This window comes from Haladaptatus sp. AB643, from assembly GCF_024136975.1.
Lineage (GTDB): Archaea > Halobacteriota > Halobacteria > Halobacteriales > Haladaptataceae > Haladaptatus.
Genome location: NZ_JAMYJW010000001.1, coordinates 455,854 through 475,714, shown reverse-complemented (window position 1 = coordinate 475,714; position 19,861 = coordinate 455,854). Strand labels below are relative to the sequence as shown.

Below are 19,861 nucleotides of genomic sequence, written 5' to 3'. Positions count from 1 at the left end.
TAAGTGATGACTGAGTATTACACTGGTAGATGAACGCCCTTCGTGCCATCCTGTTAGCCGTCCTCATCGTTTGTGGATGTGCCGTCACCATCCCAGCGGCGGCGGCCCCGACGCCGAACACTCCGGCAGATGTCACCTCCATCCAACGGCAGCAACAAGCGAACAACAGTACGGTCCGAATGAACAACAGCACGCTCGGTGCCGAAATTTCGTCGTTCATGCAGGTCAGTACGTCCCAGGCCGAAGGCTCGGTCGATACCGGTCTCTGGGTGGCCAGGTTCAACCAAACAAAAAACAAATCCGCCCAGCAGGCGCTCGTTCGACATCGCGTCGACAACATGCAAAAACAGCTATCGGACCTGCGAGATAGGAGGCAAACGCTCGTCACGAAGTACAAAAACGACCGTATCAGCCAACTCAAATATCAATCCGAGATGAGCAGGCTGATCGGCGAAATCAGTTCGCTCCAACACTCCATCAAGGCGACACACCCCCGAGCCGTCACCGTCGGAGCACGGGTGAACAAGTTGAACAAACTGGACAAGCAGACGAAAACCGCAGGGGGTCCCGAAGCAAGGGAGATCGCCAAATCGATGCACGGCGTCACTTTCGACGAGGAGGATTCGATCCCCGGAGGGGATTCGAACAACACCACGCAGGGGACCGATACGGGAACGCAGATCGGCGCAGGGAATGGAAGTCTCAGCGGGAACCACACGGTCAACACTAACGGAACGGTCAGCACCGGAAGTGGGTCTGTCAGCGTTGGAAAAGGAAACGGACGAAGCAACGGGAATGGAAACGAGGGCGGGAACTGAAACGGAAACTAAAACGACCGCTGGATCGAGGAAATCGGACGCGATACCCTATATTTCACCTGAAATCGACGTTTACTACCGAGAGACACCCTTTTCCGTTCGGGTTGCCAAGATGAAGACGCGAATGGACTCCGCCGCGTTGCTCGATATACTCGGAAATGAAAACCGACGGCGTATCCTGCGGCTCCTCTCACACAAGCCTTGCTACGTGACCGAGATCAGCGATTATCTCGGCGTCAGTCCGAAGGCGGTCATCGATCACCTTCGGAAACTGGAGGAGGCAGGACTAGTCGAAAGTCGGACTGACGACCAGCGTCGCAAATACTTCAACATCTCACGGAACCTCCGACTCGAAGTGGACGTCTCTCCCTACGAGTTCGGAATGAAGAGCGCGTATCCCGCGAGCGCCAACCTCGACGTGAGTTCGTGCCAGTATCTCTCCTTGAACGTCAAATACCTCAACGAGCAGGTCGAGGACGAGGACGACGAAGACGGCGAGGATGTCGAGCAGATGAGCGACTCGGAGGCGAGCAAGATCGCCGACCTCGCGTCCGAGCTCAACAGTTTGGAGGAGTTGAAGAGCGAGTTATCGCTCGCACAACGCTGGGTGCACGGGCGGATGACGAGCGTTCTGGACTCGCTGAGCGACGCGGTGGACGGCAACGGCGAAAATCGGATTCGCGCGGAGATTTTGGCCGCGCTCGCCGCCGGTTCGGAGACCACCCGTGAGATCAGTCGGGAGGCGAACGCGCCGGAACACATCGTCGAGAACCACCTCGGGAGCATGGCGGAGCGCGGAGTCGTGGAACAGGACGGCGAAAGCTGGACGCTGTCCGGATAACGGATCGAATTCTACGCACGGACATCTAAGGAACCATTCCCGACGAGTGCACACGCCGTCGTATGGAATCACGAACCGGGTACGAGTGACGCGACGAAAACGAGTAACAGAATCGACCGACTACAGGTCCTTGGTCAAGCCATCGCGCAGGTCGCCGCCGAAGTACGCGCCGAGACCGCCAGCGACGAGACCGGCGACGAGACCGATGGCGAAGATGGGGAATCCGGCGACCGAGAGCGCGACGATGTTCTTGAGCGCGAAGACGACCCCGCCAGCGATGCCACCGGCGACCGCCGTCTCCACGATCTTCGAGTCGCTCGTCACCGCCCCGAGGACGAACGAGACGGCGAACACGGCGACGAGGCCAGCCACGCTACCGAGAATTGGGATGACGCCGCCGAAGAACATCGCCACGCCGAGGAGGAGCGTCGCAAGGCCGAAGTAGCGAACCGAGAACAGGTTCCCAGCGCGCTTTTTCGCTCGGGTCGTGTAGCTTTCGCTGCTCGTCGCCTCGGTCCCCTCCCCGCCGTCGATGTCGTTGAGGAGGTCTGAGACATCGGTATCGGTTTCGCGCGTCCGAGTGCGCTGAGTCATGTTTCCGAATTGACGCCGTTAGGTAATGTGCCTTTCCCCGAAACGAGTGGATTGAAGTCGAACGCCGCGCTACCCCGAGATATGAATCCGGGAGACCGCGTTCGCGTCGAGCGAGCGGACGAAACCTACGAGGGAGTTTTGCTTCCATCCACGACGGCGGCGAACCTCGTCGTCAAACTCGATGGTGGCTACAACGTCGGTATCGACCGCGGCGACGCGACCGTCGATGTGCTCGAATCGGGAGTGTACGACATCGAAGACAAGGAATCGGACGACTCGTCGGTCGTGGAGTTCGACCCCGACCTGCCGACGATTTCTCTCATCAGTACCGGCGGAACCATCGCCTCGACGGTCGATTACCGAACCGGCGCGGTGACGGCCCAGTTCGACGCCAAAGACGTGCTTCGTGCGGTCCCCGACCTCGCCGGACGGGCGAACTACCGCGGCCGCGTCGTGGCCAACATCCTCTCCGAAAACATGACGCCCGACGTGTGGCAGGAGTTGGCCCACGCGGTGTACGAGGAGATCGAGAACGGGGCGGACGGCGTCGTCGTCATGCACGGGACGGACACGATGCAGTTCAGCGCATCCGCCCTCTCGTTCATGCTCGACACGCCGGTTCCCATCGTGTTCACCGGCAGTCAGCGCTCGGCCGACCGACCGTCCTCGGACAACGTGATGAACGCGGTCTGTTCGGTCGAGGCCGCGAAAGCCGACTGCGCGGAAGTGCTCGTCTGCATGCACGGGAGCGAAAGCGACGACGTGTGTTCGCTTCACCGCGGCACGCGCGTCCGGAAGAACCACACCTCTCGCCGGGACGCCTTCGAAACCATCGGCGCGAAACCGCTCGGGGAAGTGGACTACAGCACCGATGACGTCACGGTCCGTTTCCGACGGGACTACGACGAACGCGGCGCACAGCAACTGGCGCTCGACGACGACATCGAAAGCGAAGTCGAACTCATCAAGTTCACGCCGGGCATGACCGTCGATTCGCTCGATTACGCCGAAGGCAAGGCCGGACTCGTCCTCGAAGGGACCGGATTGGGCCACGTCCACTCGGAGTGGGTCGACCGAATCGGCGAACTCGTGGACGACGGAACGACCGTCGTCATGACCAGCCAATGCATCGGCGGGCGCGTCTGTGATCGCGTGTACGACACGGGCCGCGACTTGCTCGATGCGGGTATCGTGGAAGGCGAGGACATGCTCCCCGGAACGGCGAAGGTGAAACTGATGTGGGCGCTCGCGAACAGCGATACGCCCGAGAAGACCATGCGGACGCCAATCGCGGGCGAGATCACCGAGCGGTCGGTACCATGGGAGTAAGCTGCATCGAACTCCGTGAGGCCACGCACGACGATTACGATGACGTCGTGGCGTTCACGGAGGACACGTGGTCCGACCGGGACAGCAGCGACTACATTCCACACGTCTACCACGACTGGATAGACGGCGACGACCGTTACACCGTGGTCGCCGACGCCGGGGACGCCATCGCCGGAATCGTCCAGTGTGTCATGCTCTCCGAGTGGGAAGCGTGGGGACAGGGAATGCGTGTCAACCCCGACTTCCGTGGCCAAGGCATCGCAAACCGCATGACGAGCGAACTGTTCGACTGGGCACGCGAACAGGGTGCGACCACGCTCCGCAACATGGTCTTCTCGTGGAACATCGCGGGACTCGGACAGTCACGGGCGACCGGATACGAGCCGATTACCGAATTCCGGTGGGCCTACCCCGAACCCGACGCGAACGCCGACCCGGCCATGACGGTGACCGACGACCCGGACGCCGCGTGGGGATACTGGACCAAAAGCGACGCGCGGTCACACCTTCAGGGCCTCGCCCTTGACTTCGAGGAATCGTGGGCGCTCTCGGAACTGACCCGCGACGACCTCGAACGCAGTGCCGAAAACGACGAACTGCTCGTCGTGCGGGAGAACGGAACGCGCGGATTCGCTAGCTTCTTCCGGGAGGAAGAGCGGAAAAACGAGGACGGCGAACCCGAACTGTGGGCCGAGTATACCATCAGCGCGTGGGAGGATGCCGACGCCGCCCGCTCGCTGTTCGCCGCGATGGCCCGCGACGCCGCGATGCGCGGCGCGGACAGGATACGAACGCTCGTCCCCGAAACGCCGCGGTTCGTGAGCGACACGGCCTACTGCCGCGTAGAAGTCGATGGGGAACCGGACTTCGTGATGGGAATGGATCTGACCAAGGACTACCGCTGATCGACCGCACCGGCTATTTTCGAGGCGATTTCCGTATCCCGTAACTCGTGTGCGATGCCGAGCGGCGAGATACTTATCTCCCCGTCCGCGAGCGCCCGGCGGTCGGTTCCGACCGGGTCCTCCAGCGGTTCGGGTCGGTCCGGCCGAAGCGGGTCGTAGAACTCGTCGACGAGTGCGATAGCATCGTGGTCGTCTCCGTCGAGGTCCTCGATTCGTACGTCGAAATCGTGTGCCGGGTACGTGATTCGAACGTTCGGAGAGCCGTCCGAAACGGGGGCATTGACGTTCAGATACGTCCCCGAATCGATGGCCTCGGCGTGTTCGACGAGCGCGCGGGTGATTCGGGCCGCCTGTGCGAAGTTTTCACGGTCGAGTCGGGGGAGCGCACCATCGACGGGGTCGTAGGCCGAAACCGCGATTCCCGGGATGCCGAGGAACGCGGCTTCCTTCGCGGCCCCGACGGTCCCCGAGCGGTCGAGTTTGTGTGCGCCGAAGTTCGGCCCGTCGTTACAGCCCGCAACGACGACGGCGGGATCCGTATCGAGCGTTCGGACACCGACAGCGACACAATCACAGGGAGTCCCGTGAACGACGAGACCACGCTCGTGGTCGTCCACTTCGACGGTGTGGGAGTTCGACCGGCCGACCCCGCTCTGGTCCTCCGCAGGGGCGACGAGAGTCACGTCGGCGACGGTCGAAAGTTCGTCGTACAGGGCGTCGATGCCGGGCGCATCGACGCCATCGTCGTTCGTCAGGAGAACGTCCACGCGCTACCCACCACTCACTGGGGGAAAGAGCGCCAGCTCGTCGCCCGGTTCGAGCGGGGTTTTCAAGCCGTCTTCGGAGAAGACGTCAGTCCCGTTTCGGAGAACGTTGATGTGGTCTTGGAGGCGGCCATCGTCGTCCAGAACGCGATGTTCGAGTTCCGGCCGCGGTGCGAGAAGGGCGTCCAACGCGTCGCCCACGGAATCGCCCGGCTCGGCGTCCACGGGCACCTCCTTGTCGCCGGCGATCTCGGCCAGATCCGCGAAGAGTTTCCACTGCATAGTCGGTACGACGGTCGGAGACGGGAAGTGAGTTTCTTTCCCACGAAAGACCGTGGAGAAGCCAGTGAGCGAATAGGACCACGAGGGCAGTGACGACCATCGAACCGGTTTGGTTCCGGTATCCTACATAAACGCCCGGGGAAGGCGATGACGACCGAGAGGATAGTAGCCATCGCCTACGGCATCGTAGGGACGCCCTGATTCGCGTCGAGAATGGACGATCACGGCGTTCGACCGGTGGGGCCGTGATGTCGTTGGCTCGGGAGCGGTCGGTCAGGCACGCTGACGGATATCATCACGAAAACGTCCGTTCCCGTTTCGTTGTAGCGGCGTCCCGTGAATACCGTTCCGTCGATGGATGACACATCGACCACCCCATTTATCCCACCGGGCGTTGCACCCATGGTCGTATGGCGGGGGGGTTCCGACGGCGGTTCACGTCGGCACGTGTCGTAGTGTGGTTGGTAATCGGGGTCGCGCTCCTCTCGATAGCGACGGGTCTCGTCACGACGGCGACGGGGTCGACCGGCGGTAGATTGTTCGGCGGACTGATTCCGGAGGCCGTCCGGCAAACGACGTCGTACACCGGAACCATCGTCGGGTTTCTGTTGCTCATCGCCGCGATGGGACTGCGGCGGGGGTTCCGCGCCGCGTGGTACTCGTGTGCCCTGTTGGTGCCGATCACCGTCCTTCACGGATTCTTACAATCGACGCCGTACTCGCTTCCGCTCGTCGCGTTCGCGCTCGTGACGGTGCCCGTGTTGTTCCTCGTCCGCGGGCGATTCCAGCGGCCGATAGAGCTCTCCACCGCCCAAATAGCCACCGCGGTCGCCGTCGTCGGGGCGCAACTGTACGGCACCATCGGCGCGTACGCGCTCCGCGGGGATTTCAACAACCTCAGAACGTGGTTCGACGCGTTCTACTTCACCCTGCTCACCGCCAGCACGGTGGGGTACGGGAGCATTCAACCGACAACTCCGGCTACCCGAGCGTTCGCGATGACCGTCGTCGTCTTCGGAACCGGCAGTTTCGCGGCGGCGTTGGGGGTGCTCTTTGCGCCCATCGTGCAGAACAGTTTCGCCAGCGCGCTCGGCAAATCACCGAACTCGAACATCGACCTCATGGAAGACCACTTGCTCGTCCTCGGCTACGGACACCTGCTCACGGAATCGATACTCGACGAACTCGGCGGCACGACCGAGTACGTGGTCGTCGTGGAGGACTCCGACCTCGCGGACGAACTCCGCGAGCGGAAGAAGGTCGTCGTCCACGGCGACCCGAGCGACGAGGACGTGCTCCGGCGCGTCGGCATCGACCGAGCGAAGTCGGTGCTCGTCGCCACGGAGGACGACGCCGCCGACTCGCTCGGGGTGCTGACCGCCCGGCAGTTGAATTCCGATATTCGAATCGTGGCGGCGGCCACCGAACGCGAAAACGTGAACAAACTGCGTCGGGCGGGAGCGGACATCGTCGTCAGTCCGACACTCATCGGTCGCATGTTGGTGCAAGCGGCGCTCGGTGGCGAGCACGTCGAGGAGATGGCCGAACAGTTGTCCGGCGACGCATCGAATCGAACGCTGACGGATTTCGAGCGTTAGCCCCGGTGTACGACCGCCACGTCGCACTCGATCTCCTGCAGTCGCTCGAACGTCGGTGGCGAGATGAACCGCGATGCGGCGCTCCTGTCGGTGCTCGCCCCGATGATGATGAGGTCGTAGTGGGAATCGTTCGCGGAGAGGAATTGTAGAATTTCGTGGCGGGAGATTCGCGTCTCGAACGACCCCGAAAACGCCTCGACGAGGTCGGCGAGGGTCGATTCCGCGCTTCGCCGCTGGGATTCGCGGTCGATGCAGGTGCAGACGCTCACCGTTCCGGTCTTCCCGGCTAGTCGCTGTGCGAAATCGAGCATCACGTGGGAAGTATCGCTCGCTCTCCGGACGGGAACGAGAATCCGTTTCCAATCGAGTCGGGTGGAATCAGTCGGCTCGGGTGCCACGCTGGGACGGTACACGATGGCGTCGGTTCGCCCGCGGAACAGCGTCCGGACGAACGACGAGAGTCCACCGTGTTCGTCCTCGTACGGAACGACGACGAGGTCACAGTTCTCCTCCCGGACGGTCCGCAGTATCGTCCGTGGCCGCGTTTGGTCGTCGCTCGCGACGATGACTTCGCAGGCGACACCCATCCGAGTTCGAATCCGTTGGGCCTGTCGTTCGAGGGCGGTCGCCGCTTCGTCCGCCGCCTGTGTCTCGGCCTCGTCGTCGGGTTCCATGACGAGCGTCTCCGTTTCGCTCGATTCCCCGCTTCCCCTCGCCTCCTCAATGGCGTCCTCGTCCACGATGTCCATGAGGACGACCTTACCGGCGTCGTGTGCCGCCGCCAGTTTCGCGGCGAACATCGCCGCCCCTTCTGCGTACTCGCCGCGCATCGGAACCAGAACGTGGTCGTCGCCGCTCGTGGACTGATACAGGTAGCGCGATCGTTTCTGGTACACCTCGGTGTGCCACACGCTGAAAATCGAGATGACGATGAGGCTCGAAATGATGACGCTGAGGACGTACGTCGGTTGGTGGACGCCGACGACGACGGCGAGTAACGCGGTCGAGAACGCCGCCGGGAGTTCGAGCGAGAGCGACCACGTCGTCACGAGCGTCAGAAACACGGCCAGTGCGGCGGTTATCGGATGTGCGTGTAACGGCTGTAGGTCGGGAATGTGGAGGTACGTCTCGGAGAAGTAGACCGAAAACCAGCCACACACCGCACCCGTTCCGAGACTGCCGACGAAGTTTCGAGGCGAAGCGTATCGTCCGTTCGGGTCGCTGAACAGGGTGTACGTTCCCGAAGCGAGCGGCGGATAGAGCAGAAACGACAGCATCGACACGCGGTCCGAAATCGCCGTGATCCCGGCGATGAGAAGCGGAAGCGCGAAGAGCGCGGTCAGGTGACGAAGGTTCGCGCTCGTCTCCAACCAGCGACGAAATTCCTCCGTCTCACGGCGTCTGGTCCGGCGAAGGCGGGACAGCACGCGCTCGTACATCGTCCGCAGCGATTCTCGCATCGGAGAAGAGTTGTCCACCCCGGGGCATATTCGTTTCTGCCAATTCGCCCCTGACCGAATCCGCTCCGTTCGTCCACCCAAGTCGAGAATCCGCTTCGTTCGTCCGCCCGAGTCGATTTACTTGTCCGTGCTGGTGTTGGGGAGTTTCGGGTCGGTGACGACCGGGATTTCCACCTCGTTGCGCGACAGTTCGGGCACGTTGTCGTAGGCGTCGAGGATGTCGCTTCGAGTGACGATGCCGACGGGGTGGTTGGACTCGTCCACGATCGGAATGCGACCGACGTCCAGTTTCTCCATGATATCGACGACGGAAAGCAGGTTCGCAGACGGCGGCACGGTCAGCACGTCCGTCGACCCGATCTTCTCGACCGGTGACCGGTCCTCGTCGGGCAGGTCGATCTCCTCACGGCCTTCGATGGTGTGGATGATGGAGTTCGTGAGTTCGGATTCGAGGTCGGTGAGCGTGATGATTCCGACGAGGCTTCCGTCCTCGTCCACGATGGGAAGCCCGTGATGTTTCGTCTGTTGGAACATCATGAGGGCGTCCTCGCAACTGCCCCCGACCGATAGCGTATCGACCTTCGTCGTCATCACGTCCTTTGCACACAAGTCCTCCAGGCTCCCGATACGTCGTTCCTGAACCGTGATACCGAGTTCGCGGAGCTTCTCGGTGAAGATCGTTCCACGGTTGAGCAGTCGTTGGGTGACGATACTGCCGATGACCGTGACGACGAGGAGCGGAAGGATGATGGTGTACTGCCCGGTCAACTCGAAGATGATGAGCGTCGCCGTCAGCGGCGCGCGTGCCGTCGCCGCGAACACGCCACCCATCCCGACGAGGGCGTAGGCTCCAGCCCCGGCGATTGCGAGGGCGGGGACGAACGCGAACGTGTGGGAGATATCGGTGAATAGTATGCTGAAGAGGATACCGAACCCGCCACCGACCATCGCGCCGATGTAGAGTCCCGGCGAGAAGACCCCTCCGGAACTGCCACTGCCGACCGAAAAGGAGAACGCCAGCAGTTTCAGCAGTGCCAGCGCGAGGATGACCTGCAGCGAGAGGTGGCCCGCGATGGCCGTGTGGATCGTCGTATATCCCACACCGAACAACCAATCGGCGGTCGTGATCGGCGTCTCGTGAAGGAAGACGGCACTCAAGAGGACGGTTCCCCCGAGGAGCAGGCCGCCGACGGCCGGTTTCACGTACTCGGGCACGTCGAGGCGGTCGAAGACGTGTTCGGTGCCGTAGAGGGTTTTCACGATGACAGCGCCGATGACTCCGATAATGAAGCCGAACACGATGTACAGCGGGAACTCCAACGCGGGCGTCAGCATGTGATAGTGAATGCCGTTTCCGTTGTTGACGCCGTGGACGAGGAACTCCTGAACACCGGGACTCGGGGTGAACTGGAGGATCGTCCGCGCGACTGCGGTGGACATCACGGAGGCCAGTACGACGACGATGACGTTCTGGAGGTAGTATTCGGCGAGCAGGATCTCCAGCGCGAACATGACGCCCGCCAACGGCGCGTTGAACGTCCCCGCGATCCCGGCCGCCGCCCCGGCGGCCACCAGGGTTCGGGTGTATTTCTGATCCATGAATCGACCGAAGAACGAACCTGCCGCGCTGCCGATCTGAATGATGGGCCCTTCACGGCCGAGCGATCCACCACTGCCGATGGCGATGGACGATGCAACGGTCTTGTACACGGATATTTTCGGGTCGATCTTCCCCCCACGGACGAGCATCGATTCCATGACCTTCGGCACGCCGCTGCCCTTGACCTCCGTCGTCGTGAGTTTGATGACGATACCGACGAGCAACCCACCGATGGTCGGAATCAAGAGCAGTTCGAGCGGGCCGAGAAACGAGAGTACGGCGTAGACGTTGGGGATATCGATGAGGTTGAACTGAACGCTGCCGGGGTTGAGCTCCTGTCCGAAGAAGACTTCCTGTGCCGCCCAGATACTCAGTCGAAAAAGAACAGCGCCGAGTCCGGCGATAACGCCGATGACGATTGCGATGAGGTTCATCCGGATTTCTTCGTCTTTGAGTGAGAGCCCGGATGAACTATCACCTGACTTCGAATTTGAGCTGGAAAGGATAGGTAATGCGCTCGATAACCCCATTTATGTGCCTATACTGAGCCAGGGGGGAATTCCCTTTCGGTATAGAGACGACGCGAGAAGTGGACAATCCTAAACGAAAGACGGCATTCGGTCGTACGCATCCAGCACGTCGCTCCGTGTGACGATACCGACCACGGTACCGTCGTCCACCACTGGCAATCGACCAATATCTAGCGATTCCATCCGGTCCACGACCGAGAGCAGGTTCGTGTCCGGGTGGACGGTACAGACGTCCGTAGTACAGACATCGCCGACCGTTTGTTCCGCCTCAGGTCTGTCGGTTTCCCCCTCCACACGCCCGGTCATGAACGGTTCGAGGTCGGTCAACGTGATGATACCGACGATGTGATCGTTTTCATCGGTGACCGGAAAACCGCCGTGGTCGCTGGTTCGAATCGTCGGTATCGCCTCCTCGATGGACAGGTCCTCCGAAAGCGTCTCGACCTTCGTCGTCATCACGTCGCTCGCACACAGGTCTTCCAAACTCCCGATACGCCGCTCTTGGACCGTGATTCCACGCTCACGGAGTTTTTCGACGTAGATGGTACTGCCGTGGAGAAGACGGTCCGAGAGTTCGTTGCCGAGAACGCAGACGAGCAAGAGCGGGAGGATGATGTCGTACTGGCCGGTCAACTCGAAGATGATGAGTGTCGCCGTCAGCGGCGCGCGTGCGGACGTCGCGAAGATACCGCCCATCCCGACGAGGGCGTAGGCACCCGGCCCGGCAGTTCCGGGCACGAACGCGTGGACGATGGTGCCGTACGTCCCGCCCAGCATCGCGCCGATGTAGAGGGAGGGAGAGAACACGCCGCCGGAACTGCCGCTGCCGACCGAGAGGGAAAAGCCGACGGCTTTCATCAGCGCGAGTACCAACAGCAACCCGATGCCGAAGTTCCCGAGGATACTGTGACGTATCGTATCGTATCCGACGCCGAACAGCCACGTCGCACTCCGAAGGTCGGAGACGCCGAACACGGCCGCCGTGATGAGTGCCGAAAGGCCGAGCAACGCTCCACCGAATGCGGGTTTCGTCGCGGCGGGAACGTCGAATCTGTCGAACACGTGTGCGGTACCGTAAAGCAGTTTCACGACGCCAGCACCGACGACGGCGACGAGCAGACCGAGTACGATGTACAGCGGGTATTCGACCAGCGGAGAGACGAGGTGGTACTGAATAGGCACCAGGAACGCACGAACACCGGGTTTCGGTGTGAAATCGAGGAACGCCCGAGCGACTGCCGTCGCCGTCACCGCACTCAACACGACCGCGATGACGTTTTGGAGGTAGTATTCGGCGAGCAGGATTTCCAACGCGAACATGACGCCCCCGAGCGGTGCGTTGAACGTTCCCGCGATTCCCCCCGCTGCTCCCGCCGCGACCAACGTCCGGGTGTAGGCGTGACGCTCCACGTACCGCTCGAAGAACGACCCGGCCGCGCTGCCGATTTGGACGACGGGTCCTTCGCGGCCGAGCGACCCACCACTCCCGATGGCGATGGACGACGCGACCGTTTTGTACACCGCGACTTTCGGGTCGATTTGGCCGCCGCGAACGAGGATGGATTCGAGCACTCTCGCGACCCCGGTTCCCCTGACCTCCGGCGACGTCAACTTGATGACGACGCCGACGATGAGACCGCCGACGGCGGGAAGCAGGAGGAACCGAACGGGACCGAGGGCCGCGAGGACCGAAAAGGCGTTAGGAACCGCAACGAGCGGGAACTCGACGCTGCCGGGATTGAGTGCCGGTCCGTAGAACAGTTCCTGGACGATCCAGATGGCGAATCGAAAGACCACTGCGCCGAATCCGGCGACGATTCCGGTCGCGAGGGACAGAACGAGCATCCGAAGGTCGCCGTCCAACGGGAACGACCGTAGGGACGATGGAGACAGGGACGGAACACCGTCCACTGCCGGGTCGTCGCCCCCTCGCCCTCCAGCCATGGACACCAACACGACGGGGAGTTGCTACACTCTTGTGGTCCGCCAGACGAAAAACGGCCGTACTTACGACAGCGAGACGACCGCGTCGAGCGTGATTCGGATCGCGCGCTCGACGTTGTTCTTCGCCTTCTCCGGCAGTTCGTCGTCCTCGGTGTCGGTTCCCTTCTGGGTCCCTTTCACGAGGTTGCCATCGACGGTACAGATGGCACCCGAGCGCATGCCCTTCCGGCGCGCGACGGAGAAGACGGCGGCCGCCTCCATCTCGACGGCGAGGATGTTCGCTTCCTCCCACGCTTCGACGTACTCGTCGGTCTCGGCGTAGAACGCGTCGTCGGACGCGATGGGACCGACGTGAACGTCCTCCTCGTTGCTCTCCGCGGAATCCACGAGCGCCGAGAGGACGTCGTAGTCCGGCACCGCCGGATAGGTGTCCTTCTCGTAACGGCGGGTCGTCCCCTCGTCCTTCGCCGCACCCGTGGCGACGATCATGTCGCCGATTTCGATGTCCTGCTGGAGCGCGCCGATGGTCCCGACGCGGATGACCGTCTCGACGCCGACGGCGTGCATCTCTTCGAGCGCGATGGTCGCCGAGGGACAGCCGATACCGGTCGAACAGATCGTGAGCGGAACGCCGTCGTACTCCGCGTTGACGACCTTGTATTCGCGGTTCTCGGCGACGACTTCCGAGGAATCACACTGGGCCGCGATTCGGTCCACGCGCCCGGGGTCGCCGGGGATCAGCGCGATGTCGTTCAGGTCGCCCTCGTCAACGAGCAGGTGCGGTTGCATTGCCATGGCCGAGGGTTTTCAGGTGAGATAGAAAAGGTTAGCTGTAGCGAGTGAGGATGTCGCGTTCTCGAAGTTCCGAGTACCCCTAACAAATACTGTTATGTATTTTGAATGAAAACCGGAATCCGATGTCACACTGCCCTGATTGCGGCGATGAGATAGAGAACTTGGCCAAAGGAAACGCGACCGCCCGCCACACGTTCAGCGCGGCGACGGTGTGGGAGTGTCCCCACTGCGGCGTGATCCTCGGCGTGAGCGACAACGGGTGAAGAAGACTTCTACGGCAAGTACCGAACGCTCACCGTTCCGTCCTCCGAGCGGATTTCGACGCGGTTGACTCCCAATCGGGCGGCGCGTGCGAGCGTCCCCTTGTCGTCCAGCACGTCAGCGACGGCGTGCTCGGTCTCCTCCGGCGGAACGGATAGAACGTGAATCTCGCCGATTCCGGCGCGTTCGGTTCGTTCGAGGTCGCCGACGTCCTGTTCGGCGGCGACCTCCCGTTCGTGGCTGGTCGGCGGTTCGTCGCTCTCGTGGACGGTGAGGGGCCGTCGTTCGTCGAGTTCGACGACTTCCCACGTCACTTCCATCGGCGGTTCCGGGGCGACGGTCGCCTCGACTGCGTCGTCCGTTTCGACGCCGGGGTTGGTCGAGAGGGTGTGTACCTGTCCGTCGTGAACGTCCTTCAGCACTGCCGACTCCTCTTCGGCGTGGGTGACGAGGAACGTGCTCGTCTTCTCGGTCATGGCGGGTGGTATGACGCGGTGCCTTTTCCGGGTTGCGCTCCCGTCCAACGGGACATCGCGGAACGCTCTCCGACGATTTGTCGATGGTTTCCGAAGAACGTTTGAAACGGATGGTTCTCTATAGCGGTATGAGCACTGAGAATGCCGCCGACTCGCCGGATGACAGCGCCGAGAGCGCCGCGACCGACGAGCGCCACGAGAACGCCCGACAGAACGTCGTCGCCGTGGACGGGGACGACAACGAACTGGACATCGTCAACCGACTGGACGCCCACATGGGCGACGGCATCCGCCACCGCGCCTTCACCGCCCTCATCTTCAACGAGGACGGGGACATCCTGCTCGCCCAGCGGTCGCCGACGAAGCGCCTCTGGGACACCTACTGGGACGGCACCGTCGCCTCCCACCCCAACCCCGGCCAGTCCCAGGAGGAGGCCACCCGCCAGCGCCTCGAAGAGGAACTCGGCATCTCGCCCGACCAGTACGACGACCTGCGCGTGACCGACAAGTTCGAATACAAACGCTACTACCCGCAGGAGGGCGTCGAACACGAGGTCTGTTCAGTGCTCAAACTCACCCTCACCGATACCTCGCTCGACCCCGTCGAGGAGGAGGTCGGCGGCGTGATGTGGGTGCCCTACGAGCGCCTGTACGAGAACCCGCGCTGGTACCGTCAGCTTCGCCTGTGCCCGTGGTTCGAAATCGCCATGCGGCGGGATTTCGAGTAACAGGCGTTCGGAAATCGTGAGTTCGAGTACCGCGAGTTCGATTTTTCGCCCTCGTGGAAACCCTTACGCGATGTGAGGATTCAACTGTCTTGCCGAATAGCGGGCGCAGATCGGTCACGAGGTCGGTTCTGAATCGCTGCGTACAGGATGAAAGCTTATGATTGCCGAGATATTCTTTCATCCTGATGACTGGATTGCTCTCCACAACCCCTCAGCCAACCGACGCAGAGCAACGGTCGAACTCCCTCCGGGCATTCTGGTTCACACTTGTAATAACGTCCCTCCTGCTACTCCAAGAGCCGGTTCGAACTATCGTCTCGGTGGAAGCAACAGTCGCGGCGATTACACTCGGAGTAGTTACTGGGATCACGACGAGTGTTGTTTTAGGCCTGATTCAGTTCGAATCACAAAACGATGTTCGTACAACGGTAGTTACACTGGTTCTGACTGGGATCACGACGATTGTACTCTGGATACTGCTTCCACCAACGCTCCTCCAAACCGTTCCTCAATTCGGCCTTGCCTTTATGTGGAGTTTCTCCCTTGTATCGGTGGCTCGGGACGTTCTCTGGCCGAAAGCAACAGAAGTTGTCACTCCACACGAGTAATCCAACCCGGTCGCTGCTTCTCTCGAACACTGCGAGGTTTTGACCGAGATCTGCGCTGAAGAGTGAGCCAACTTCCTTAGCAGATGTCACACTCTGAAGTGGGCGAAATTAACGAGGCGGAGTTGCTGAATACATCCTCTCATCAGCACGGCGCTTTTGTCATCTGATGAAGGTTTCAACAGAGCCGATTTTCCGTGCCTCTTCTCGCCGTCAGCGGTGCCGACGAAAAAGCCGTCAGAGAGCCGTGCTAACACTCCCCAATGTATCAAAAGAGAATTATTTCGTCATGGGAAACAGGTGTGACGAATGAGCCACGTTCGAAACCTTACGCCCGGCGATGCGGAAGAACTCACGGAACTCTACGAGGAGTACGAGTGGTGGGATGACCGCGAGGTGGACGACGTTCGAACTGCCCTCGCCGAAACGGAAGTCGCCATCGGCGTCGAAGACGAAGAAAACCTCGTCGCGGCAGCACGGGTGTTAACGGACTACACGTACTACGCGAACGTGTTCGATGTCATCGTCGCCGCGGACCACCGGGCGAGGGGTTCGGTGAAATCCTGATGGAGGCGGTCGTCGACCATCCCGACCTCCAGAACGTCGTCGGCCTGTCCCTGCTCTGTCGTCGTGGACTGGTGCCGTACTACGAGTCGGTCGGCTTCGATTTGTTCGACCCGGAGATGGAAATCCCGGAGGGTGGCGTCGAGAGGCTGGTTCGGATGACGTACGAGCAAACCGACTGAACCGATGGCCGGGCGAGCGAGTCGCTCTCGACGGGAGAAAAATATCGAAAACGGAATTCGCTGCGTTCTCAGTTGCCGCGGCCCTGGAACTTCTCCTCGTCCGGGAGCGAGACGTTGGCCTCGCCCTTCATGCCCGAGCCGATGTCCTTGCTGATGTCGGCGAGGCGCTCCGGGTCGTCCCAGTTGTTCGTCGCTTCCACGATGGCGTTGCCCATCAGTACGGGGTCCTCTGCACCGAAGATGCCCGAGCCGACGAAGATGCCGTCACAGCCGTGGTGCATCATCAGCGCCGCGTCGGCGGGCGTCGCGATGCCACCGGCCGCGAAGTTGACGACGGGGAGTCGTCCAGCTTCGGCCGTCTCGTGGACGAGTTCTGCAGGGGCTTCGAGTTCGCGGGCGATCATCTCGCGCTCCTCGTGGGTCTTGCCCTGAAGCTCCCGAATCGCGCCTTTGATCGTGCGCTGGTGGTGGACGGCTTGGTTCACGTCGCCGGTTCCGGCCTCGCCCTTCGTGCGGATCATCGCCGCGCCCTCGTTGATGCGGCGAAGTGCCTCGCCGAGGTTGCGCGCGCCGCAGACGAACGGCGAGGTGAACTCGCGCTTGTCGATGTGGTACGCCTCGTCAGCGGGGGTGAGGACCTCGGACTCGTCGATCATGTCCACGCCGATGGATTCGAGGATCTGAGCTTCCGTCGTGTGGCCGATTCGCGCCTTGCCCATCACGGGAATCGAAACCTCGTCGATGATCTCTTCCACGTCGGCGGGGTCGGCCATCCGCGCCACGCCGCCGCGCTTCCGGATGTCCGCCGGGACGGCTTCGAGCGCCATGACGGCGACCGCGCCCGCGTCCTCCGCGATGCGGGCCTGTTCGGGGTTCACGACGTCCATGATGACGCCGCCTTTCTGCATGCGGGCGAAGCCGCGCTTGACCAGTTCCGTGCCGCGCTTCAGTTCCTCGATGTCGGTTGGCTCTGCCATGGTGGACCCTAACGAAGCCGGGGGTTAAGACGTACCGATTGCGACACGGGGAAACCAGTCAAAACGCCAATCGAAGCCTCTTTGGGACGACAATTCCTCGCCGAGGGTATGACGAGCCTTCCGGCCCGCGAAACCCTCCCGCGGTACGTCGCGCCGCTACCAGAGTGGCTGGAGGATTTCGGCCTGCGAATGGCGTGGCCAATCGTTATCATCAATCTCATCGGCACCGCGTTCGGTTTCTGGTACTACGGCTTTCATCCGTACCCCTTTTCCGACCCGCTCATGACGTGGCAGTTCGGCGTCGAACCGGCTTCCATGTGGCTCTTCGTTCCGGACAGCCCGATGGCCACGCTGTTCATCGCGATATCGCTCGCCCTGTGGAAACTCGGGCGAAACAACGAGTGGATGAACATGCTCGCCTTCTTCGGCTGTCTCCAACTCGGCCTCTGGACGCCGTTCGTGCTGGCCGTGTTCCACAACGGGTTCCTCCAGGACACGAGCGGGCCGATGTACGCGTTCCTGTTCTGTAGTCACCTCTCGATGGTCGTGGAGGCGTTCCTCATCTATCGCTACAGTAGCTTTCCGGTCGGAGCCATCTCGTTCGCCGTCCTCTGGTACGGCTTCAACGACGTCGTGGACTACTTCATCCCCATCGTCGGAACGCCCCACCACACCGCACTGCCAGCACAGAAACTGATGGCGAACGGCTGGTTCAACCACCCCGTCCACACGCACCGAATCGCCGCGGCGGGCGCGGTGGTGATAACGTTGCTGGCGACGTTCCTGGCTCTCACGACGCGAATCGAGAAGTTGGAGTCGAGGGTGAAAGACTGAAGAATCGGAGTTATTCGTCGTTCGTGTGCGAGCGAACCCACAACTCCCCTATTCGTGAGAGTCGCGTGCGGTAGGATTTCCCCTCCTCTTCCTGTTCGATGTAGCCCTTTCCGCCCGGGCCGAGGCGGTCCACGTTGTAGATGACCTTCGACCGAAAGCTGTCGGTGTACTCCTCGTTCAGGTCGCGGGCCAGCGTCTGTGCGAGTTCGCTCACGCTCTCGAACTGGCCGTGCTCGCCGAGCGTGAACAGGATGAGTTCCTCGAACGGTTTGACGTTCGAGAACGACGCCACGGGGAGTTCCACGATGTGACCCGTTCCGACCCGTTTCGCGCCGATGGTCGTCCCGCGCTCGTCGAACTCCGAGAGCAGGTCGCGGGCGTGTTCGAGGTGCGTCTCGATGCGCTCCTCGTCCACCTCGCCGTTCAGCACGGATTCGAGCAGTTCCGTCTCCTCGCGCAGTTCCTCGGCGAGTTCCGTCTCCAGATATTTCTCGGGTGCGGTGTAGTAGGTGTGAATCTTCTCGCGGTCCTCCTGTCGCTCGACCATGATGGAGTGGGCCGCGGTGGCGAACGCGAAGCTCACCGTCCGGGGCATGGCGCTGACGTTCACCCACACCTCGCCGCCAGCGTCGAGTTCGGCGTTGATGCGCTCATAGGCCTGCTCGAACGCCGTGTCGTAGTCGTACACGTCCTCGATGACGACGCGTTCCGTTTCCGCCCCGAGCAGGTTTTCGAAGTCCTTGCCGAGTTTCCGGGAGAGGTTACGGGAGTACTCCACGTTCGCCTCGCTCCCCACCGCGCCCTCCAACAGGATGACCCGGTCAACGTCCAGTTGGTCGCGCACCAGCGGCGCGATAAGCCGGTCGTAATCGAACCCGACCGGGACGATGTGTGTCTGCATGGGCGGGGATTCTCGGGAAACGGGTTTAAAGTCGTCGTCAACGGGTCTCGGAAAGACGACTTCGAGTGCGGGACGGACGGCGTTGGAGGACCAAATTCGTCGGATTTCGTACCCGTCAGTACCAATAGAATTAACTCCCCATAGTCAATAATCCCATACGAAGCAGACGAGGTATCCGCCGAAAGGCCAGTGTTCAAGGCACTGACCTCGTGTGCTTCGAGGCTATCGAAGCATGCCAAACAACGAAACTTCTGATGAAAAACGTATCGCCACCACACAAACCGTTCTCTGTCTCAAAGGCATTGACCGCGAGGATGTAGACGAGCAGTTGTTGGAACTGATCCACGAGCATTTCAAGCAGCGAGGGCTGCTCGTCCGGGATATCTCGGTTCACGCCCAGCGACGGTACGCGTCCGGTCGTTCGTGGCGTGAAACACCGTGAAGCGGGCTAGGAGATGCTAGAGGCGGCTGGATATTCTTTTTTGGTGCGAACTGGCTACACGGTTCGAGCTCAGAAGCGACCAAGAAGGCCCAGAAAGCTCCCGACCGTCCAACTGGGCGGCGCGCGCGAGGGATGAGCGGAACGACTGTAGGGAGTGGAGCGCATCGGCTGGGGAGGGTGTGGCAGACGAGGTTCCTCCGGAACCTCGCAAGCGAGCGGGCACGGCCCGCGAGCAAGCGATGCGGTGGCGGTGTGGGGTGGGATTGAAAGGGGCCGCCCGCTCGCGTTTACCTGGTCGTCTCGTCAACCCCTCTTCCCGAGGCGAACGAAGTGAGCCGAGGGAAGATGTTGGCGAGCGGTCGCGAGCGGGCGGGGGCTTTCGAGGTCTGCTTCCCAGTAACTGCAATCGCAGAATTACCAAGTACGTCTAT

23 protein-coding genes are annotated in these 19,861 nt (G+C 61.7%); 12 read left to right on the top strand and 11 right to left on the bottom strand.

Annotated elements, in window-relative coordinates:
- Nucleotides 1-29 precede the first annotated feature (29 nt).
- A complete protein-coding gene (locus tag NKF25_RS02445) occupies nt 30-818 on the top strand; it encodes a hypothetical protein (protein ID WP_253225135.1) in 789 nt (262 codons plus the stop codon).
- A 124-nt stretch (nt 819-942) separates the two neighbouring features.
- Complete coding sequence (locus NKF25_RS02440) at nt 943-1,659, top strand: metalloregulator ArsR/SmtB family transcription factor (protein WP_253225583.1); 717 nt, start codon at nt 943-945, stop codon at nt 1,657-1,659.
- Between the two features lie 120 nt (nt 1,660-1,779).
- On the opposite strand, the gene NKF25_RS02435 is transcribed toward NKF25_RS02440, so the two are convergent.
- On the bottom strand, nt 1,780-2,253 hold the full coding sequence (locus tag NKF25_RS02435; RefSeq protein WP_253225134.1) for a hypothetical protein: 474 nt from the start codon (nt 2,251-2,253) through the stop codon (nt 1,780-1,782).
- A gap of 81 nt (nt 2,254-2,334) precedes the next feature.
- Here NKF25_RS02435 and gatD point away from each other — a divergent pair, with 81 nt between their 5' ends.
- Both gatD and NKF25_RS02425 read left to right on the top strand, forming a co-directional pair.
- Nucleotides 2,335-3,582, top strand: a complete 1,248-nt coding sequence (gene gatD / locus NKF25_RS02430; protein ID WP_253225133.1) for a Glu-tRNA(Gln) amidotransferase subunit GatD — start codon at nt 2,335-2,337, stop codon at nt 3,580-3,582.
- Nucleotides 3,573-4,487 (top strand): GNAT family N-acetyltransferase, encoded by a 915-nt coding sequence (locus NKF25_RS02425; protein ID WP_253225132.1) that lies wholly within the window; start codon nt 3,573-3,575, stop codon nt 4,485-4,487. The genes gatD and NKF25_RS02425 overlap by 10 nt, the downstream gene beginning before the upstream one ends.
- Here NKF25_RS02425 and NKF25_RS02420 read toward each other — a convergent pair.
- From NKF25_RS02420 to NKF25_RS02410, 3 genes are all read right to left on the bottom strand, one after another.
- Complete coding sequence (locus NKF25_RS02420; protein ID WP_253225131.1) at nt 4,478-5,254, bottom strand: 5'/3'-nucleotidase SurE; 777 nt, start codon at nt 5,252-5,254, stop codon at nt 4,478-4,480. The two genes, NKF25_RS02425 and NKF25_RS02420, sit on opposite strands and share 10 nt — an antisense overlap.
- Before the next feature lie 3 nt (nt 5,255-5,257).
- Nucleotides 5,258-5,533 carry a ubiquitin-like small modifier protein 1 gene (locus tag NKF25_RS02415; RefSeq protein ID WP_253225130.1) on the bottom strand — a complete coding sequence of 92 codons (276 nt, stop codon included), beginning with the start codon at nt 5,531-5,533 and terminating at the stop codon, nt 5,258-5,260.
- Nucleotides 5,534-5,754: 221 nt separating this feature from the next.
- Nucleotides 5,755-5,898, bottom strand: a complete 144-nt coding sequence (locus NKF25_RS02410) for a hypothetical protein (protein WP_253225129.1) — start codon at nt 5,896-5,898, stop codon at nt 5,755-5,757.
- A gap of 45 nt (nt 5,899-5,943) precedes the next feature.
- Between NKF25_RS02410 and NKF25_RS02405 the strand changes: the two genes are divergently transcribed.
- A complete protein-coding gene (locus NKF25_RS02405) occupies nt 5,944-7,131 on the top strand; it encodes an NAD-binding protein (RefSeq protein ID WP_066140751.1) in 1,188 nt (395 codons plus the stop codon).
- Here the strand turns inward: NKF25_RS02405 and NKF25_RS02400 are convergent.
- The 4 genes from NKF25_RS02400 to NKF25_RS02385 form a co-directional block, all read right to left on the bottom strand.
- Entirely contained in the window at nt 7,128-8,591 is a 1,464-nt protein-coding gene (locus NKF25_RS02400) for an HPP family protein (RefSeq protein ID WP_253225128.1), read from the bottom strand. The two genes, NKF25_RS02405 and NKF25_RS02400, sit on opposite strands and share 4 nt — an antisense overlap.
- Nucleotides 8,592-8,708: 117 nt before the next feature.
- Nucleotides 8,709-10,625: a chloride channel protein gene (locus NKF25_RS02395; protein WP_253225127.1), complete on the bottom strand. Its 1,917-nt coding sequence runs from the start codon at nt 10,623-10,625 to the stop codon at nt 8,709-8,711.
- 165 nt (nt 10,626-10,790) lie between these two features.
- The gene (locus NKF25_RS02390) at nt 10,791-12,665 is read right to left on the bottom strand and encodes a chloride channel protein (RefSeq protein ID WP_253225126.1); all 1,875 of its coding nucleotides are present in this window, start codon (nt 12,663-12,665) and stop codon (nt 10,791-10,793) included.
- Nucleotides 12,666-12,728: 63 nt separating this feature from the next.
- Nucleotides 12,729-13,460, bottom strand: a complete 732-nt coding sequence (locus tag NKF25_RS02385; protein WP_253225125.1) for a nucleoside phosphorylase — start codon at nt 13,458-13,460, stop codon at nt 12,729-12,731.
- A 122-nt stretch (nt 13,461-13,582) separates the two neighbouring features.
- On the opposite strand from NKF25_RS02385, the gene NKF25_RS02380 reads away from it, so the two are divergent.
- Complete coding sequence (locus NKF25_RS02380; RefSeq protein WP_253225124.1) at nt 13,583-13,723, top strand: phage terminase large subunit family protein; 141 nt, start codon at nt 13,583-13,585, stop codon at nt 13,721-13,723.
- A gap of 9 nt (nt 13,724-13,732) precedes the next feature.
- On the opposite strand, the gene NKF25_RS02375 is transcribed toward NKF25_RS02380, so the two are convergent.
- Nucleotides 13,733-14,197, bottom strand: a complete 465-nt coding sequence (locus NKF25_RS02375; protein WP_253225123.1) for a DUF5812 family protein — start codon at nt 14,195-14,197, stop codon at nt 13,733-13,735.
- 128 nt (nt 14,198-14,325) lie between these two features.
- Between NKF25_RS02375 and NKF25_RS02370 the strand changes: the two genes are divergently transcribed.
- The 4 genes from NKF25_RS02370 (at nt 14,326) to NKF25_RS02355 (ending at nt 16,276) form a co-directional block, all read left to right on the top strand.
- On the top strand, nt 14,326-14,925 hold the full coding sequence (locus NKF25_RS02370; RefSeq protein WP_253225122.1) for an NUDIX domain-containing protein: 600 nt from the start codon (nt 14,326-14,328) through the stop codon (nt 14,923-14,925).
- Between the two features lie 185 nt (nt 14,926-15,110).
- A complete protein-coding gene (locus NKF25_RS02365; protein ID WP_253225121.1) occupies nt 15,111-15,533 on the top strand; it encodes a hypothetical protein in 423 nt (140 codons plus the stop codon).
- Between the two features lie 306 nt (nt 15,534-15,839).
- A complete protein-coding gene (locus tag NKF25_RS02360) occupies nt 15,840-16,097 on the top strand; it encodes a hypothetical protein (protein ID WP_253225120.1) in 258 nt (85 codons plus the stop codon).
- Nucleotides 16,097-16,276 carry a hypothetical protein gene (locus NKF25_RS02355; protein WP_253225119.1) on the top strand — a complete coding sequence of 60 codons (180 nt, stop codon included), beginning with the start codon at nt 16,097-16,099 and terminating at the stop codon, nt 16,274-16,276. Before NKF25_RS02360 ends, NKF25_RS02355 begins: the two co-directional genes overlap by 1 nt.
- Nucleotides 16,277-16,344: 68 nt before the next feature.
- On the opposite strand, the gene pdxS is transcribed toward NKF25_RS02355, so the two are convergent.
- Complete coding sequence (pdxS, locus tag NKF25_RS02350) at nt 16,345-17,253, bottom strand: pyridoxal 5'-phosphate synthase lyase subunit PdxS (protein WP_253225118.1); 909 nt, start codon at nt 17,251-17,253, stop codon at nt 16,345-16,347.
- A 108-nt stretch (nt 17,254-17,361) separates the two neighbouring features.
- On the opposite strand from pdxS, the gene NKF25_RS02345 reads away from it, so the two are divergent.
- Nucleotides 17,362-18,087 (top strand): DUF1405 domain-containing protein, encoded by a 726-nt coding sequence (locus tag NKF25_RS02345; RefSeq protein WP_253225117.1) that lies wholly within the window; start codon nt 17,362-17,364, stop codon nt 18,085-18,087.
- Nucleotides 18,088-18,097: 10 nt separating this feature from the next.
- On the opposite strand, the gene NKF25_RS02340 is transcribed toward NKF25_RS02345, so the two are convergent.
- On the bottom strand, nt 18,098-18,988 hold the full coding sequence (locus tag NKF25_RS02340; protein WP_066140725.1) for a DUF6293 family protein: 891 nt from the start codon (nt 18,986-18,988) through the stop codon (nt 18,098-18,100).
- Between the two features lie 232 nt (nt 18,989-19,220).
- On the opposite strand from NKF25_RS02340, the gene NKF25_RS02335 reads away from it, so the two are divergent.
- Complete coding sequence (locus tag NKF25_RS02335) at nt 19,221-19,430, top strand: hypothetical protein (protein WP_253225116.1); 210 nt, start codon at nt 19,221-19,223, stop codon at nt 19,428-19,430.
- Nucleotides 19,431-19,861 lie beyond the last annotated feature (431 nt).

Bases quoted from the DNA above. Each gene is read 5' to 3' on its own strand.
- NKF25_RS02445 (WP_253225135.1), top strand. From the start codon at position 30: ATGAACGCCCTTCGTGCCATCCTGTTAGCCGTCCTCATCGTTTGTGGA.
- NKF25_RS02440 (WP_253225583.1), top strand. From the start codon at position 943: ATGGACTCCGCCGCGTTGCTCGATATACTCGGAAATGAAAACCGACGG.
- NKF25_RS02435 (WP_253225134.1), bottom strand. From the start codon at position 2,253: ATGACTCAGCGCACTCGGACGCGCGAAACCGATACCGATGTCTCAGAC.
- gatD (WP_253225133.1), top strand. From the start codon at position 2,335: ATGAATCCGGGAGACCGCGTTCGCGTCGAGCGAGCGGACGAAACCTAC.
- NKF25_RS02425 (WP_253225132.1), top strand. From the start codon at position 3,573: ATGGGAGTAAGCTGCATCGAACTCCGTGAGGCCACGCACGACGATTAC.
- NKF25_RS02415 (WP_253225130.1), bottom strand. From the start codon at position 5,533: ATGCAGTGGAAACTCTTCGCGGATCTGGCCGAGATCGCCGGCGACAAG.
- NKF25_RS02405 (WP_066140751.1), top strand. From the start codon at position 5,944: ATGGCGGGGGGGTTCCGACGGCGGTTCACGTCGGCACGTGTCGTAGTG.
- NKF25_RS02400 (WP_253225128.1), bottom strand. From the start codon at position 8,591: ATGCGAGAATCGCTGCGGACGATGTACGAGCGCGTGCTGTCCCGCCTT.
- NKF25_RS02395 (WP_253225127.1), bottom strand. From the start codon at position 10,625: ATGAACCTCATCGCAATCGTCATCGGCGTTATCGCCGGACTCGGCGCT.
- NKF25_RS02390 (WP_253225126.1), bottom strand. From the start codon at position 12,665: ATGGCTGGAGGGCGAGGGGGCGACGACCCGGCAGTGGACGGTGTTCCG.
- NKF25_RS02385 (WP_253225125.1), bottom strand. From the start codon at position 13,460: ATGGCAATGCAACCGCACCTGCTCGTTGACGAGGGCGACCTGAACGAC.
- NKF25_RS02380 (WP_253225124.1), top strand. From the start codon at position 13,583: ATGTCACACTGCCCTGATTGCGGCGATGAGATAGAGAACTTGGCCAAA.
- NKF25_RS02375 (WP_253225123.1), bottom strand. From the start codon at position 14,197: ATGACCGAGAAGACGAGCACGTTCCTCGTCACCCACGCCGAAGAGGAG.
- NKF25_RS02370 (WP_253225122.1), top strand. From the start codon at position 14,326: ATGAGCACTGAGAATGCCGCCGACTCGCCGGATGACAGCGCCGAGAGC.
- NKF25_RS02365 (WP_253225121.1), top strand. From the start codon at position 15,111: ATGACTGGATTGCTCTCCACAACCCCTCAGCCAACCGACGCAGAGCAA.
- NKF25_RS02360 (WP_253225120.1), top strand. From the start codon at position 15,840: ATGAGCCACGTTCGAAACCTTACGCCCGGCGATGCGGAAGAACTCACG.
- NKF25_RS02355 (WP_253225119.1), top strand. From the start codon at position 16,097: ATGGAGGCGGTCGTCGACCATCCCGACCTCCAGAACGTCGTCGGCCTG.
- pdxS (WP_253225118.1), bottom strand. From the start codon at position 17,253: ATGGCAGAGCCAACCGACATCGAGGAACTGAAGCGCGGCACGGAACTG.
- NKF25_RS02345 (WP_253225117.1), top strand. From the start codon at position 17,362: ATGACGAGCCTTCCGGCCCGCGAAACCCTCCCGCGGTACGTCGCGCCG.
- NKF25_RS02340 (WP_066140725.1), bottom strand. From the start codon at position 18,988: ATGCAGACACACATCGTCCCGGTCGGGTTCGATTACGACCGGCTTATC.
- NKF25_RS02335 (WP_253225116.1), top strand. From the start codon at position 19,221: ATGCCAAACAACGAAACTTCTGATGAAAAACGTATCGCCACCACACAA.